Origin of the sequence: Prevotella sp. KH2C16, assembly GCF_900113305.1 — a bacterium.
In the GTDB taxonomy this organism is placed as follows: domain Bacteria; phylum Bacteroidota; class Bacteroidia; order Bacteroidales; family Bacteroidaceae; genus Prevotella.
The window spans coordinates 74,145-89,816 of record NZ_FOOW01000007.1 but is presented as its reverse complement, the minus strand read 5'-3'; the positions used below and the strand labels follow the sequence as shown (position 1 = coordinate 89,816).

Sequence of the window (15,672 nt, the reverse complement as noted above, 5' to 3'; positions counted from 1 at the left end):
CCATCCTGCGGCTCCATGGCTTCGCTGAACTTCCCTGTCTTTTTTTCTGCCGTTAAAGATAGGCATTTTTGAAGAAAGCACCAAAGAAAATTACGGAAAATCGCCTATCTTTTAATAGTAATTAGTATTTTTGCAGGAAAAAGATGGCCGGCCTCTATATCCATATTCCATTTTGCGAGTCGCGATGCGTCTATTGCGGGTTCTACAGCACCACCCTCTCTTCGCTGCAAGAGAGGTATGTGGAGGCGATATGCAAGGAAATGGAGTTGCGCAAGGATGAGTGTCCGGAGCCGATAGAGACCGTTTACTTGGGTGGAGGCACGCCGAGCATACTCTTCAAGGCGGAACTCGACAGGGTGTTCCTATATATTAATAAGGTGTTCCTCAAAGGCCGAGACACCAGGAACATGGAAATCACCATGGAGTGCAACCCCGACGATATCTGCAAAGACGACTTCCGCCTGCCAGAACTGGTAAATCGGGTGAGCATGGGGGCGCAGACCTTCTCCGACGAGAGGCTCCGATTCCTGCGCAGGAGGCACACCTCGCGCCAGGTGAGGACGGCCGTGCAGAGGCTGCGCGACATGGGCATCGGCAACATCAGCGTTGACCTGATGTTCGGCTTCCCGCAGGAGACGCTCGCCGACCTCAACCACGACCTCGACGAGATTCTCCGATTAGGCGTAGACCACATCTCGGCCTACTCGCTGATGTACGAGGAGGGCACGCCGCTCTACCGCCTTCGCGAGCAGGGGAAGATAGAGGAAATAGACGAGGAACTGTCGCTGCAAATGTACGACACCCTCATCCGGAGGCTCGGAGAGGCAGGATTCGAGCAATATGAAATCAGCAACTTCGCCCGCCCCGGCTTCCGTTCGCGCCACAACAGCTCGTATTGGCGTCAGGTGCCGTATGTCGGCATTGGGGCTGCAGCCCACTCTTTCAACGGCAGCGACACGAGGAGCTGGAATGTGGCCGACATCCGCCGATACATCGCCTCGATAGAACGGGGAGAACGCCCGTCAGACTCCGAGACGATGGATGAGGACACGCAGTATGACGATTTGATAACCACTTCAATGCGAATGCGTGAAGGCTTGGACATCAACACATTAAAACCTAAATATAAAGAATATCTTTTAGAGCGGTCGAAGCGGTTTGTCGACGGAGGTCTGCTCGGTCTGGACGGCTCACGCCTGCACCTCACGAGGGCCGGGCTCTACATCAGCGACAGCATCATGAGCGAGCTGATGTGGTAAGTCCTGCCGCCAACCGGATGGCAGGAAGCCGCTTGCAGGTCGACAAAATCGGCGACATTGTCCGACAAAATCGGCGAGTTTGTCGCATAAAATCGGCGATTTTGTTAATGGGCTGACCGCAAACAGTTTTATAAGGAATCAAAGAAAAGCAAAAAGGCCGCCCTTCTCGGGGCAGCCTTTCCCGTCTCGTTCACGAGGCCCCGCCGGCCTCCCACTCCCGGCGGAAATACTCCTTGATGTCGCGGTCGATGTCGGTTACCGAGCGTTTGCCCGTTACATAAGGCTTCGCCATCTCGCCGAGCACATAGAGCACCACGCCTATCGCAATGGCCACGACGAGGTTGAGCAGCTCGTTGGCTATCCACCCCGTCTGCATGAACAATATCATTACCACGAGGGGAAGCGGTGCCAGGAGCCAGTCGCCTGCCGTATTGAACTTGCCGCTGTTGATGCGCTCCGTCTTCAGGTGCTGCGGCGCGTCGAGCATGAGCCGGCTCTTGTTGGCCCGCCAATACTCCTCGAAGTCTGAAAACTTATCCCTGTCCTTGAATTCCATCGTTCAATGCTCGTCTACAGGGTTATGATTCCACATTCTTTCCCTCGATCATGTCAGGGTGAGACTCCTCTTCCCTGTCGTGCGGCAACAGCAGGTTGAGCAGCACGCTGACCACGGCGCTCAGTCCGATGCCGCCCAGCGAGAAGTTGCCGAAGTTCAAGACGGCTCCGCCGATGCCGAGCGTCAGGGTAACGGAGATGATGATAGTGTTGCGGGTTACATTCAGGTTCACCTTGTTCTGCACGAGGTCCTGTATGCCCACATTGGCTATCGTTCCGAAGAGCAGGAGCATGATGCCTCCGAGCACGGCGCTCGGAATCGACTGCAGGAAAGCCGACAGCTTGCCTATGACCGAGAAGACGATGGCCGTAAGGGCAGCGATGCGAATGACCTGAGGATGGGTTACCTTCGTAATCGACATCGCCCCCGTTACCTCGCTGTAGGTGGTTACCGGAGGGCCACCGAGGAATGATGCCGCCAGGCACGCCAGCCCGTCGCCCAGCATCGTGCGGTGAAGTCCGGGATCCTTCACGAAATTCTTCTGCGCAACCGCTCCCACGACATACACATCGCCGATGTGCTCGATGACGGGGGCTATCGCCACGGGAATCATATACAGGAAAGGCTCCCACGCAAACTGGGGTATCTGGAAGTGGACTATCGACGGCGGCAGGGCAAACCACGGTGCAGCGGCCACACCGCTCAGGTCTACCACGCCCATGCAGAGGGCCACGATGTAGCCCACCACCAGTCCACACACCACGGGCACGAGCTTCAGAAGCCCCCGGGCAAAGGTGAGCACGAGGATGGCCGTCAGCAGCGAGACGAAGGCGAGAATCCAGTTCTCCTTGGCCATATTTACTGCCGAGCCCGAGAGCGTCAGTCCGATGAGGATGATGACGGGACCGATGACTACCGGGGGAAACAGCCTGTCGAGCAGCTTCTGCCCCTGCCAGCGGATGAGGGCGCTCATGACGAAGTAAACCAGAGCCACCCCGGCTATGCCTGCAAGCGTGCCCGGCATGCCCCATTGCTGGGAGGCAGCAATGATGGGGGCGATGAACGCGAAACTGGAACCCAAAAAAATAGGCACCTTCCCTTTCGTTACGAGATGAAAGATGAAAGTACCTAAACCGGCCGTAAACAAGGCAGTGGCGGGACTGAGTCCCACGAGCAGCGGCACGAGGACGGTTGCTCCGAAAGCGACGAAGAGGAATTGCACTCCCACGATTCCCTTCCTCATTGGCGTTAAGGTGATATTCTTCATAATTGGAGACAAAATTAAGAAAAATAAGAGAAAGCAGGAAACAATTCCCGTAAAAATTATCTTTTTAAAATAAAAAAGCTATATTTGCCGTCAGAATGAATACGCCAACCGAAGAATTACGACAGGAAGTCTACCATGTAGTAGCCGCCATCCCGCGGGGAAAGGTGATTACCTACGGCCAGATAGCGTTCCTGACAGGCCGCCCACAGAACTCCCGCCTCGTGGGCCATCTGCTGCACGGCGTGCCGCGAGAGCTCCGTCTGCCCTGCCACAGGGTTGTGAATGCCAGCGGACGCCTCGTACCAGGATGGAGCGGGCAGCGAGCACTCCTCGAACAAGAAGGCGTGGCATTCCGCCCCAACGGACATGTAGACCTCAAGGCATCGCAGTGGAAGTTCATGGAGACAGAAGCTCTGGATATTTCCGGTCCACCCACGAGGTCTTAGAGTCAATCCGTCATTTCTGAAGAAAGATTCGGCAAACCCTCTAAAAACAAGAATATTATGCCTGCATTAGTATCCATCATCCCCATCCTGCTGCTGTTCGCACTCATGCTCGGCTTTAAAATGCCCGGATATAAGAGTGCCCTGATCACGCTCATCGTTACCATCCTGCTGGCTCTCTTCGCTGCCCCTGCCCTCGGCATGCTCCCCGCGCCCCTACAGGGGGTAAGCATCGCGGGGATTACATGGTGGGCTGTGGTGGAGGGCGTGCTGAAGGCTGTCTTCCCAATTCTCATAGTTATCCTCATGGCTATCTACAGTTATAACATCCTGGTGGAAGACCAGCAGATTGAAACCATCAAGAAACAGTTTACCTCCATCAGCGAGGACAGAGGCATTATCGTGCTCATTCTCGTATGGGGATTCGGCGGACTGCTCGAAGGAATGGCAGGTTTCGGCACGGCGGTAGCCATTCCCGCGGCCATCCTCATCGGCCTCGGGTTCAAGCCGATGTTCTCTGCACTGGTGGCCCTGCTCGCCAACAGCGTGCCGGTGGCGTTCGGCGCCGTGGGCATTCCCGTTACCACCCTATGCAACGAGATATCTCCCGGCGGCGCGGCACCCGCCGACATGATCTGCGAGATAGCCGGCCTTACCGTCGTGCAGCTCTCTCCCCTGTTCTTCCTGATACCTTTCGTCATCCTGATGCTTACCGAAAGGAAGGCCCTCGTGAAGAATATCACGCTCACCCTGTGGACGGGCTGCGTCTCGCTCGTGGTGCAGTATGCCTGCGCCCACTTCCTCGGGGCTGAGACACCGGCCATCCTCGGCTCCATCGCAGCCATCGCAGCCATCGTGGTCTATGCGAAAGTTTTCATCCGAAAGAAAGCTGCCGCCGCCACGCCGGACGGCCAGACCATCGAAGTAGAAGTCTCAGGAAGCACCCGGTTCACATTCGCCGAGACCTTCAAAGCATGGAGCGTCTACATCTTCATCCTTGCTTTCATTCTGATTTCCGGGGCTCTCTGTCCGTCCGTCAACGGTTTCCTCAAGAGCCATCTGGTAACGGCCGTCGACCTGCCTGTCATCGGCTCTACCTTCAAGTTCGGCTGGATCAGCAACGCCGGTCTGATGCTCTTTCTCGGCGCAACGGTCGGAGGCCTCATCCAAGGCGTCTCGTTCCGCAAGCTGATGCTGATTCTCGCCCGCACACTGGTCAACCTCCGGTATACCGTCATCACGATTGTGTGTCTCATCGCCATGTCTTCGGTGATGAACTACTCGGGCATGATATCGGCTATCGCCGTCAGCCTCGTGGCCCTCACGGGAAGTCTCTATCCACTCTTTGCGCCTCTCATCGGCGGCATCGGCACCTTCGTTACGGGCTCGGACACCTCTTCCAACATTCTCTTTGCCAAGCTGCAGGCCAATGTGGCCGGCCAGCTGGGACTGACCCACCCGTCCTCTTTCTTCGGCTTCAGCGGCAATGAGACCAACTGGCTGGCAGCCGGAAACACCACGGGAGCCACCGGCGGCAAGATTATCAGTCCGCAGAGCATTGCCATCGCAACGGCTTCCTGCAACATGCAGGGCCAGGACGGGGAGATCATCAAGAAAGCTCTGCCCTACGCCATTGCCTATATCATCATCAGCGGGCTGATGGTTTACTTCGGACTATAGCAACCCAAGATATTCCTAAAAGCAGTCTCACCTTGGGGTCGACCTATTAACGGGCAGACCCCAAGAGTGTTCTGTTCTCTGAAAACAAAAATCCCGGATGGAAGAAGAGCGTTCCTCTAATTTTTCGTACCTTTGCAAACAGAAAAATAAAAGGTAAAGATGCAGAATCAGTTTTCCAGAACTCAGCTTCTGTTAGGCAAGCCCGCCATGGAGACGCTGGCAGCCTCGCGCGTGGCCGTCTTCGGCATCGGCGGCGTAGGCGGACATGCCCTCGAGGTATTGGCACGAAGCGGCGTGGGCAGCATAGATGTCTTCGACAACGACCGGGTGTGCCTGACGAATGTCAACCGGCAGATTCTCGCCCTCCTCTCTACCGTCGGCCAGTATAAGGTGGAGGTAGCGGAAGCCCGCATACACGATATAAACCCTGACTGCCGGGTGGGCAAGCACCCCATGTTCTATCTGCCGGAGAATGCCGGGGAGGTAGACCTAAGCCAATTCGACTATGTCGTGGACTGCATCGATACGATAACGGCAAAGATAGAACTTGCCAGGCGTTGCTACGGCCTCGGCGTTCCCCTGATCTCGAGCATGGGCGCTGCCAACAAGCTCGACCCTACTGCCTTCCGTGTAGCTGATATCTACGAGACCAATAGAGACCCGCTTGCCAAGGTCATGCGGAAGAAGCTCCGCAAGCTCGGAGTTCCTCATCTCAAGGTGGTTTATAGTGAAGAGGAACCCTTGAAGCCACTCATAGAAGACGGAGCGACGGAGGAAATTCAGGACAATGGCAGCATGCGCCGGAGTATTCCGGCAAGCAACGCCTTCGTTCCCGCTGCGGCAGGACTCATCATCGGCGGCGAAGTGGTGAAAGACCTGATAAGGAAAGCGGGCACCCTGCGGACAGAAAGCACCGGGGGCGAGAACCTTCCTGTCAACCGTTAGGATTCTTCGAGGAGCTCCATGCCGTCTGCCGTGTCAGCAGGAATCGGATAGCTCACATTCTCCTTGACGCCCAGCTTCTTCATCTGGTTGGCCTTCTGCACGATGCCCTGCCGCCCCTCGACGGTGGTATCGAGCCCATCGAACGACTTGGTAAAGGCGTCAAGATTCCGTTTCATCTTCTGATATTCACTAATAAACTTACCCACACGCTTCAGAAGTTCGTCTGCCAAGAGGAAAACCTGCTTCTGGTTTTCCGCCTGCTGATACTGCCTCCACGCAATGTCGATGACCTTGAGGACAGCCATCAGGTTCTCCTGACTGGTAATGAAGACCTTGTTGTTGAAGGCTTCGCTCCATAGATTCGGGTCTTCCTTGAAGCTCAACTGGAGCGCACCCTCATAAGGAACATACATAATAACGAAGTCTACCGCCGTCCGCCCTTCCTTCACGAAGCGGCTGTAGTCCTTTCCCATCAGGTTCTTGTACTGTCCCTTGACACTCTCCACCACCTTCCGGGCATAGATCTTGCGGCTGGCGTCGTCCTCGGCCTCCACAAAATGCTTATACGCATCGATAGACATCTTGGAGTCGATGAACACATCCTCTCCGTTCGGATAATGCAGCACGGCATCGGGACGATAGTTGTCGGTGCCTTCTGCCGCAACGGTTACCTGGAGGTCGAAGTCGGTTCCCTCGCGCATTCCCTGAGCCAAAAGCAGGTTGCGAAGCGTGTGCTCGCCCCAGTTGCCCTGTATTTTGTTACCGCCCTGCATGACATTCGAGAGGCGGGTGGCCGTCTTGTCCATGCGCTGCGTCTGCAACATCATCTGTCGAATCTGCTCCGTGATGGAAGAGGTGGTCTCCACCGTCTTCTCATTCGTGTGCTTGATGGCATCCTGAAGTTCGGCTACCTTGTCTTTCAGGGGCTTGGTAACCGCGTCGATGGAGCTCACATTCTGCGTCTTCAACTTGTCGGAAGTCTTGTCGAGAACCTCCTGCGCCAAGTTGGAAAACTGCTCGTGGATGGTCTTCAGCTGCTGTTCGAACTGCTCGCGGCGGAGTTTCATCTCCTCGCCGTTGCTCTTCCGCTCCGCCTCCAACTGCGACTGCACGCTGCCCAGCTCCACTTTGGCCTGGGTGAGCTGGTCGTGAAGGTCGCTAAGTGCGGCATCGGCCGCGTCAAACTTGCCCCGCAACTCCTCCTTCAAGCGGATTTCGTGCTCCTTGTCCTGCTCGGAAAGCTTCAAGGCGGTCTCCACCTCCCGCTTCTTTCCATTCATCCACAAGAAAGCAATCACGCCTCCTACAACCAGTCCGACTGCTAAATATACGATTTCCATGCGCTCCTATGATTTTTATTGCAAATATACGAAATTCCGCTTTATATCCTGCATGTCTTGTCCAGATAAATTTTCTGGACGACGCCACGCATAAGAAGGTATACGATGAGCGACAGCCAGAGGGCATGGTTGCGCATACTGCCGAAGAACAAGGCATAGACGGCGAAGAAGCAGACCGCCGCAATGCACGAAGACACAAGCATGCCACGAGTGGCCGTGATGCCGATGAAGATGCCGTCGTAGATAAACGCCGCCACCCCTGCCAACGGAATGAGCAGCGCCCAAGGAAAATAAGGCATGGCGGCATCAATGACCGATGCCTCGTCGGTAAGCAGCCCGAGGAACGAGCGACCGCCCACCGCATAGACGAGGGTAAAGAGCGAGACCATCAGGAAGCCCCAGAAAGCCAGACGGCGGCACACTTTGCGGAACCGGTCGCCATCTCCAGCACCGTAAGCCCTGCCGCACAACGCCTCCGCGGCAAACGCGAAGCCGTCCATAACATAGGAGAAAAGGGTGTAGAATGTCAGCAACAGCGTATTCACGGAGAGTATCAAGTCTCCCTGGCGGGCCCCGAAAGAGGTAAAGAACAGGTTTACCGCCACGAGGAAAACCGTTCGGAAGAAGATGTCGCGGTTGACACCGAAGAAACGCGACATGGCATTACGCAGGAAAATCTGACGCCACCCCTCCTCGTATTTGAGGAGCCTGCGATAATGCCTGAGCCACAGCCCAAGGGCCATCAGAAGTCCCGACCACTGCGCCGTCAAAGTGCCGAAGGCCACGCCCTCTATCTTCAGGCCGAACCCAAACACCAAGACAACGGAAACAATAATGTTGATAATGTTCTGGAGAATGCTCACCACCATCGGTATGCGCGTGTTCTGCATGCCCACGAACCAGCCCGTCATGCTATAGAGACCCAGCACCGCCGGAGCTCCCCATATACATATATTAAAATAGGTATAGACAAAGGGAACCACCTCGGCCGACGGATGCATGAGCATGACCGACAACCCTCGCAGCGGCCACTGGCAAACGAGAAAACACAGGGCTATGAGCAGTCCTACGGAGAGCGAGCGCAGGAAAAGACGCAGCAGCTCCGGAAGATTCCTCCTCCCAAGAGCCTGCGAGGCCATTCCGCTCGTTCCCATGCGCAGGAAGCCGAAAAGCCAATAGATGATATTGAAAATCATCGACCCCACCGCTATGGCGGCAATATACCGCACATTGCCCATATGGCCGACGATGGCAAGGTCGACAAGCCCCAGGAGGGGCACCGTAATGTTCGAAACAATCGAAGGAACGGCCAGACGGAGTATCTGTCGGTCAATGATCACTGATCTTCGTCATCCACATTCCTTCTCCCGCATCGATGAGATGGCGGTCTTCATCAAGCCTGTAGTAGGTCTTCACCTGATGACCGTCGTCCGGGAAGGAACAGTTCAACTGCCCGCGCGTATAATAGAAAGTACCGTGGCTCGTGCCTCCTTCTGATGTCTCGCGAATCCATTTGTCGGCAATGCGCACATTTATCTTGCCATATTCCGTGGTAATCTGCCATGTGCCGAACACCCAACTGGGCGTAGGCTTGGCATCCCACTTGGTTACCGAGGTGTCGACTGAATCCATGGGAACCTCCTCAATGACTTCCAGGGTCGTGTCGCCGACAACATCTTCCGCCGTATACGATTCCTCTGAATGACACGCGCGAGGCCCGAACAGGATAAGGGCAAAAAGAGCCAGAAGGGCAAAAAGAAAACTCTTAAAGCCACAACCAAAACGGCTTTTCTGCTTCTGAACGGTGTCTGCATCCGGTCGCAGCCCCGCCGAATAAGGCATCGGGCCGACACGAGAGGCCGTCGAACCCTCTGACGGCGGGACAGCCGACGGCCTCTCATCCTGCCGGGAACCGCTTTCGGGTTTGTTACAAGCGGCTTGTAATGTCGTTACAGACGGCTTGTAATCCTCTTCCACGCCGCTTGTAACATCAGCGGTAGGCACTACGGGGGCATCTTCGGGTATCTCATAGTTGAAAGGCGTGCCGCAACGGGGGCACACGCAAGACAGCTCACGCACTCCCGGGCCGCGCCAAACTTCAAAGCGATATCTGCATTTCGGACACTTTACTTCCATATCTTCACTCAAATCTTACGACTGCCTTGCGCACCACGCGCCATCCCTCGCCCTCCCGGGTGGCAACGCCTTCTTCCTCGGTGATGATATGCCGGGGCATCGAGGCGATGTTTCCGTTCACCTTGCACACCGACTTCACGAACTGTGAAACGCTGATCATCGCCGTGGCAATGGCATCGGGAGTGTCCAGCAGGATGAAATTACCGTTCACCCCATCCATGGAAACCAGCTTGTAAATGCTCTTTCCTATCTGCTCCGTGGTGCTCTGACGAAGGAAAAGGCCGTCGACCGTCGGTGCGGCAAGAAAGAACACCTGCGCCCGGGGCTGGGCATGTGAGGGCTCGGGGGTGAAAGATGTCAGCATGCCTGCCTCCGGTTCGGAATCAGGAGCCCCCAATGCGGCTTCCTCCTCCTTTTCCTTCTCACAAGCAGCAAACTTCTCCTGAAGCGCCTGCACTTGCTTTTTCAACCGCTTCAACTCTTCCAATACGGATTCGCGAGATTGTTGCAAGTCGCCGATACTCGTCCTAAGTTCTTCTATTTCCTGATTTTTTCCAAACATAGCCGTCAGTCTGTCAAATGTTCTATGAGGTTATCGCGAATGCTACCAATAATCGGATAGAAGAACACCGTGTCCTCTATCGGGTCGGAGCCGTTCTTGTCTTCCTGATTCTTGTTCACGAAGTTCCAGCCGTTAATCAGGTGATGCTCCAGATCCTTGTTAACAAGTTCCCTGAATTTAATAAGCGAACGATTCTCTACGAGGAACCGATCGACGATGTGGATGTCCTCACACAACTGCAGGAAGAAGTCATTGAATTCCTTTACTTGCCGCACAATGGCCGCCCGGACATCCTCGCGATCCATGTCTTCATAACGGAGCGTCTCCATCGGGAGCATCGAATAGTTATACTTCAGGTGGCTGTCGAAGTCGTCCATCAGCTTGTTCAGTTCCGCCACATGCTGGCATCCCATGCCGTCGCGCACCTGCATGAGAGCCCCGCGACAAGTAATCTGCTTGGGTTCGTTCTTCTCCATCACCACGGAAAACCCGTCGGCGTCATACTGCTCGCCGTAGACGCGCTCGAAGACCGCCTGCGTGAGCAAGTCGAGGTCTCGCTGCGAGCCCACTATGTCGAGCACTTTGCTGCCCGTTCCGCTGAACATCACGCTGCGAGGCTTCGTCAGTCCGCGATGCTTCATCATGCAAGCCACATAATGGATAAGTGCCACATAGAAATAGACGAACACTATCTTGCGATCGCCATCCTCGTTGAGGCGCATGTTGTAAGAAAACACATCGTTGCCGTTCACCACCTTATTGTTAATCACCGAGAACAAGAAGGCATTGATATCCTCGCTTTTGCGCTTGGCCGTAATGTCGTCGAGGATGCCGTTGAGCTCTCCATACTTGTCGTCGTCGCTGTCAAAGAGCCGTCGGAAGTAGTCCACATATCTCACGAGCATCGGGTTTGTGTCGCCATGAGGCACCTCGGAGAAGCCGTCGCCGAAGAGAACATTGGCGGCGAAGCGGAACGATGTGAGGAACGCCGGCTGCTGCGCGTTCGACTCGAAGACGACGACATCGCTCGAACCACCGCCAATATCGATGCTCGCAACGGTGGAAGCCGCCCCCCGGAACTGGCTGGAGCACTTATAGAAATAATAGGGAGCTACGCTTTCGGGCATCGGAATGAGGTTCGTCTCCGTCGCCTGGATTCCGAAGACCTCGCTGAAAATCTTCGACCAGGTCTCTCCCAGCTTGCGGATATTGCCCACTTTCATGCTCAGGGGATAGAACCATACGAGACGAACCTTGGCCATATCCCCGTTTTCAAGGAGCACCTTCGTGCGAAGCAGCAACGCTATCTCCGTCAGATAGGCACGGATGCGCTTGCCCGTGGCTATCTCCGTCGACCATTTCAGGTTCGGCACGATGCGGTTGCCATAGCCCACGCTCTCCTTCTCGTAGATAAACGGGATGTCGGCATCACCCAAAGCCACGATGTTATCGACATTCACGGCGTCCATACGCTCGCACTCCGAGAGCACCGTGCGCTGCGGGAAGCCGTAGTCCTCGCCGATTTCCTTGGGCAGGAACTCCTGCTTGATGATGACATCATACAACACCTGCGACCCATTATAGAGTGTTGCGAGCATCCGGTTCCTCCCTGCCAGGTCTATCTTGAGCGGCTCCGGCATGTCGTCGCCCTTCATGCACTCCACATGAGTGTTGGTCGTACCGAAGTCCACGGCGAATGTGAAGGCGTCATGACCGGGTATATAGTCGGGCCACTTGGGACAGACAACCCCCTCGGCAACCTTGTTTCCCCGCTCGTCGGTGAGCGAGACATTGATATAATCAAAGTCGCCGGCCAGCTTATAGTAACAGCTTCCCACGCGTTTCTCCGACTTCAGGCTGCGCTCCCGGGCAACGACATCATTGTCGGAGACCTGATTGCGGTATCCGTTTTTATAAAAGTCAAGGGCTAAACGATAGTTTTCAAGCATGCCAAGAGCACGGTCCACGAGTTGGACATTATACTGTTTAAGGCCCTGGGTATGCACAAACGGGAACACGCTCAGCGCAAACGGCACGGTGATGAAGTAGCCCCGGTCGTTCTTCACATCATAGCCGAGATCCACATTATGGGCTGCCACATAGGTGCGCTCCAGCGTGATATACCTGCCCTGCTTCCTTACAGGAACACGGAGGATGGCCTTCACGCTTTCCACGGAGCCTGTCTGCGTGTGGATGAGTTCAAACTTAGGCCTCCCGCCGACGGTACCCCACAGGTCGCTTACATTGAAATACTTGAAGAAAAGCGGCTTCAGGGGAAGCACGAAGTCGCAGTCGTCGGTCTCGCGAGAGCCTATCGACAGGTTCCCGTCAAAGAAACAGTCGCCGTCCATGCGGTAATCGAGCTTGATGAGTGCCGGCTGGAAAAAGTCATCAGCCGTTAACCACGGGTATTGATGGCTCGTTGCGGGGAGCACGCGCTTGTCAGGTTCCGGGGCATAGTCGGCCGGAGTGATGACCGTAGCGTCGCTCCAGGCCGTCGTAATATAGCGAAAAGGATCAGTCTGCGGCGCGTTCAGATGGTTCTGAAGCACCAAGGGGAGCCTCTCCCCCACCTCGCGCGTCGGCACGATGACAAAGTCGCTGTTCTCAATGGCCTTCAGGACATCCTCCTGACGGACACAGTAGAAAGGCACGCCAAGCACTTGAACGCCCTCGTCCATCTGCTGGAAGTTGGCATCCAGATAGCCTTTCGCATGCTCCACAGCCTGCATATCCATGGCCTCTGGATTGCCTATCTCCTTGAGAATGGCGTCGCGAAGGCCTTGCGAGAGCATCTGAAAGCTGGTAATAAGGTAGTGATTCACCTCACCGCAACTTCTCTTAAGCTCCGGATAAGCCGTGAAGAGCGCATAGATATACATGACGAACTTCTCATTGCGCATGTGAAGCGGACGCCAAAGGTCGAAGAGGTTCACGTTCTGCTCTACCGGCAACTGAATCTTATGAGGCTCCGCATTGGGCGAAGCCATGAACAGCGTTACCGGCGAAGTGCTCCCAATGACCTGATTGCCGTAGACGAGGAAGTAAAGCCTGTCCATCCTGTCGAAGTTGAAAGCTTCCTTATCCTGCTCCAGAAACATCTTCAGCGTCTCGCCGAAGAGTTTATGTTGCGGGTCGGACAGCAGTCGGGACAGCTCCACATCGCGGTTCCACTCGATGATGTGAAGCTGACTTTTCAGTTCCGGATACGAGAAAAAGAGTTGTGCGATGTCGAGAGCATTGGCCACAAGTTTCTCGTCCATGGCCTCTCCTTGCAGATTGGAGTGCGACGCCAAACGGGAGAAAGCGTTTTTCACGAGGTCCATCTGGGCAAACGGCGACGGTATTGCCGTGCGCGGTTTCTGTGAAAGTCCCCCGTTAGGGTCGCTGATCATCTCTATTTCATCGGCATTATACTGCGTATTCAACGGTATCCACCCTTCTCCGGTGGTCTTATTGTTATAGCTTAATATCTTGCCCATTATACGATTTCATTATACGATTCCATTATATTTTTCATCCAACATCTGGTCGAGCGTCTCGTCCAGCAGGTCGAGAAGCTTGAATGCCACGCGGTCGCTACCATATTTATTGGTCTTCATGGCCTGCTGAGATGCCTTGTTGAGAGCCGACAGAAGGGTCTTATAGTCGATGGCCGACTTGAAAAGACCAGTCTTCGGCTGTATCCCAGAGATGGCTTCGCTGAGCTTCTCGGTATCAAGATTAAAGGGAATGAAGGCACGATGATTGCCCCGCAGTTCCTTCAGCCACTGGCGATAGGCCACGAAAAAACTACCCGTCAGGGTGTTGAAGAACGAGGTGGAGAGGAATCCGCTGCCTATTTCGGGCTTGTCCTCGGTGTATCCCCGCCCTATATCCTGCTTTAACTGATGGGTGATGTACATGTAGGCGAGGTGGAACTTGACGAGCTGACGATTGACCAGGGAGCGCGTAGAAAGGGCAAAGGTCTTCAGGCTCAGCGTTCCCTTGTCCTCGGAGAGCCCGTATTCCTTGTAGACAGGGCTCTGCGCGTTGCCGTCCACAGTAACGAGCTGGTCGTCGGGAATAGAGAGGAAGTCAAGCACGGAGAGGGCTCCCACATACTCCACCACATGGGCATCGTTGCGCTGGCCGTTGCCTCCGGGGTCGTTGAAGTAAGGGTTCGACGGCACCTCATCCCCCAGGTAATAGCAGGCGTTGACCTTCGAGAGGGGCAGGTCTACGCCGTCTTCGCGCAGTCCTGTCAGATTATCGTGGTAATAGAACAGCGCGCTCTTGGTCTTCGAGATGAAGTCGGCCCGTGAGATGGGGCTGTTCTCGTCCTGCTGCACATTGAAGTAAGGCAGCACGGTGAGTGCTCCTATCTTCGCGTCGCGCAGGTCTCCGCGGTTGTTAATGGCCGCGTTGCGACCCGCATTGCGGATGTTCTTCACGATGATGGGGTATCCCGCAGCTCCTGTCCCACCGAAGATGCTCGACACAATGAAGATGCGGTCGGTCTTCTGGAACACATTCGAGAACTGGCGGAATTCCTCCGAGTCCTTGAACTGGTTGAGAGCCACGCTGCCGATGTTGGGGCTTCCCACGAATCCTATGTCCATTTTCGTGTCCAGCTGATAGCCGGAGAACATCATCGAGGCCAGCGCCTGGTTGGCCGAGTCGAGCGTGCTGTAGGAAATGAAGTCCTGAAACTTCTTCGAGGCGATGCTTCCCATGTTGAAGAGGAAAGTGTCGCTGAGGCTCGATCCGTTGGGAACGATGTCGGAGAGAGTGGATATCTTCACCGAGAAGAATCCCTTGGACACATCCGCCGAGTCGCCGTAGAGCTGCTGGCGAATCTGCTTATACCAGCGCAGCAGGTTCTCCGTGCGCTTCAGATCCTCGTTGGCCTTGTGAGGATCGACGATGATGGGCACTATCTCGAGCGGCATAGGCTGCCCCGCTTCGTTCAGGGGATGGATGCCGGCAGCCAGCTGCATGACAAGAGGTCGCATGACACGGCTCCCCGTTCCACCCACTAAGAATATAAAAAGTCTCATAGTTGCTTGTCTTTATTCCGGTATCGGTGTATGGCGGCAGTTAGACGACCACCAGCGAATGGAGAACGACACCACGATGAAGAGTATCGCCTCGATGGCCAGGTCGACCATGCAGAAACTGAAGAGCTGTGCGCTGAAGTCATAGCCCAGTCCGTTGAAAATGGAGTTGGGATAGACAAAGTTGATGAGCGGAGCCACGACTGACGCCGCTATCAGCACGATGAGCCAGTGATACCAGCGGGAGAAGCTCACGCTGTTGACCACATAATAGTAGATGCCCGCAAAGCCCCATGCCACCAGGGTGGTAACGATGGACACCGTGAGATACAGGTTTTCGTTATACATCTCGTTAGAGAACTCGCGCTCGTAATAGAGTGCCTCATAGAGAGGAGTCCCAAAGAGCAGGTAAAGCAGCGTGATGACTGCTCCCGCAACCAAAAACATT

At 55.1% G+C, this 15,672-nt stretch carries 13 protein-coding genes; 4 read left to right on the top strand and 9 right to left on the bottom strand.

What is annotated here, in order from left to right; genetic code table 11:
* The first annotated feature begins 143 nt into the window (after positions 1-143).
* Entirely contained in the window at positions 144-1,259 is a 1,116-nt protein-coding gene (hemW, locus tag BM114_RS06750) for a radical SAM family heme chaperone HemW (protein WP_092111717.1), read from the top strand.
* 190 nt (positions 1,260-1,449) lie between these two features.
* On the opposite strand, the gene BM114_RS06745 is transcribed toward hemW, so the two are convergent.
* A complete protein-coding gene (locus BM114_RS06745) occupies positions 1,450-1,815 on the bottom strand; it encodes a hypothetical protein (protein ID WP_092111715.1) in 366 nt (121 codons plus the stop codon).
* Between the two features lie 22 nt (positions 1,816-1,837).
* A complete protein-coding gene (locus tag BM114_RS06740; protein ID WP_092111712.1) occupies positions 1,838-3,082 on the bottom strand; it encodes a uracil-xanthine permease family protein in 1,245 nt (414 codons plus the stop codon).
* 95 nt (positions 3,083-3,177) lie between these two features.
* On the opposite strand from BM114_RS06740, the gene BM114_RS06735 reads away from it, so the two are divergent.
* From BM114_RS06735 to BM114_RS06725, 3 genes are all read left to right on the top strand, one after another.
* On the top strand, positions 3,178-3,528 hold the full coding sequence (locus tag BM114_RS06735; protein ID WP_092111711.1) for an MGMT family protein: 351 nt from the start codon (positions 3,178-3,180) through the stop codon (positions 3,526-3,528).
* Between the two features lie 57 nt (positions 3,529-3,585).
* Entirely contained in the window at positions 3,586-5,205 is a 1,620-nt protein-coding gene (locus tag BM114_RS06730) for an L-lactate permease (protein WP_092111709.1), read from the top strand.
* A gap of 159 nt (positions 5,206-5,364) precedes the next feature.
* Entirely contained in the window at positions 5,365-6,150 is a 786-nt protein-coding gene (locus tag BM114_RS06725) for a tRNA threonylcarbamoyladenosine dehydratase (RefSeq protein WP_092111706.1), read from the top strand.
* Here BM114_RS06725 and rmuC read toward each other — a convergent pair.
* The 7 genes from rmuC to BM114_RS06690 all read right to left on the bottom strand — a co-directional run bounded on the left by rmuC (position 6,147) and on the right by BM114_RS06690 (position 15,671).
* A complete protein-coding gene (gene rmuC, locus BM114_RS06720) occupies positions 6,147-7,490 on the bottom strand; it encodes a DNA recombination protein RmuC (protein WP_092111704.1) in 1,344 nt (447 codons plus the stop codon). The genes BM114_RS06725 and rmuC overlap by 4 nt on opposite strands.
* A gap of 41 nt (positions 7,491-7,531) precedes the next feature.
* On the bottom strand, positions 7,532-8,830 hold the full coding sequence (locus tag BM114_RS06715; RefSeq protein ID WP_092111702.1) for an MATE family efflux transporter: 1,299 nt from the start codon (positions 8,828-8,830) through the stop codon (positions 7,532-7,534).
* Positions 8,820-9,626 (bottom strand): zinc ribbon domain-containing protein, encoded by an 807-nt coding sequence (locus tag BM114_RS06710; protein ID WP_092111700.1) that lies wholly within the window; start codon positions 9,624-9,626, stop codon positions 8,820-8,822. The genes BM114_RS06715 and BM114_RS06710 overlap by 11 nt, the downstream gene beginning before the upstream one ends.
* A 4-nt stretch (positions 9,627-9,630) precedes the next feature.
* Positions 9,631-10,188, bottom strand: coding sequence for a hypothetical protein (locus BM114_RS14340; protein WP_177207065.1), 558 nt, complete (start codon positions 10,186-10,188; stop codon positions 9,631-9,633).
* A gap of 5 nt (positions 10,189-10,193) precedes the next feature.
* A complete protein-coding gene (locus tag BM114_RS06700; protein ID WP_092111699.1) occupies positions 10,194-13,670 on the bottom strand; it encodes a hypothetical protein in 3,477 nt (1,158 codons plus the stop codon).
* Positions 13,671-13,682: 12 nt separating this feature from the next.
* Entirely contained in the window at positions 13,683-15,167 is a 1,485-nt protein-coding gene (locus BM114_RS06695) for a hypothetical protein (protein ID WP_177207070.1), read from the bottom strand.
* Positions 15,168-15,239: 72 nt separating this feature from the next.
* On the bottom strand, positions 15,240-15,671 hold the full coding sequence (locus BM114_RS06690) for a hypothetical protein (RefSeq protein ID WP_369808407.1): 432 nt from the start codon (positions 15,669-15,671) through the stop codon (positions 15,240-15,242).
* Between the last annotated feature and the right edge of the window lies 1 nt (position 15,672).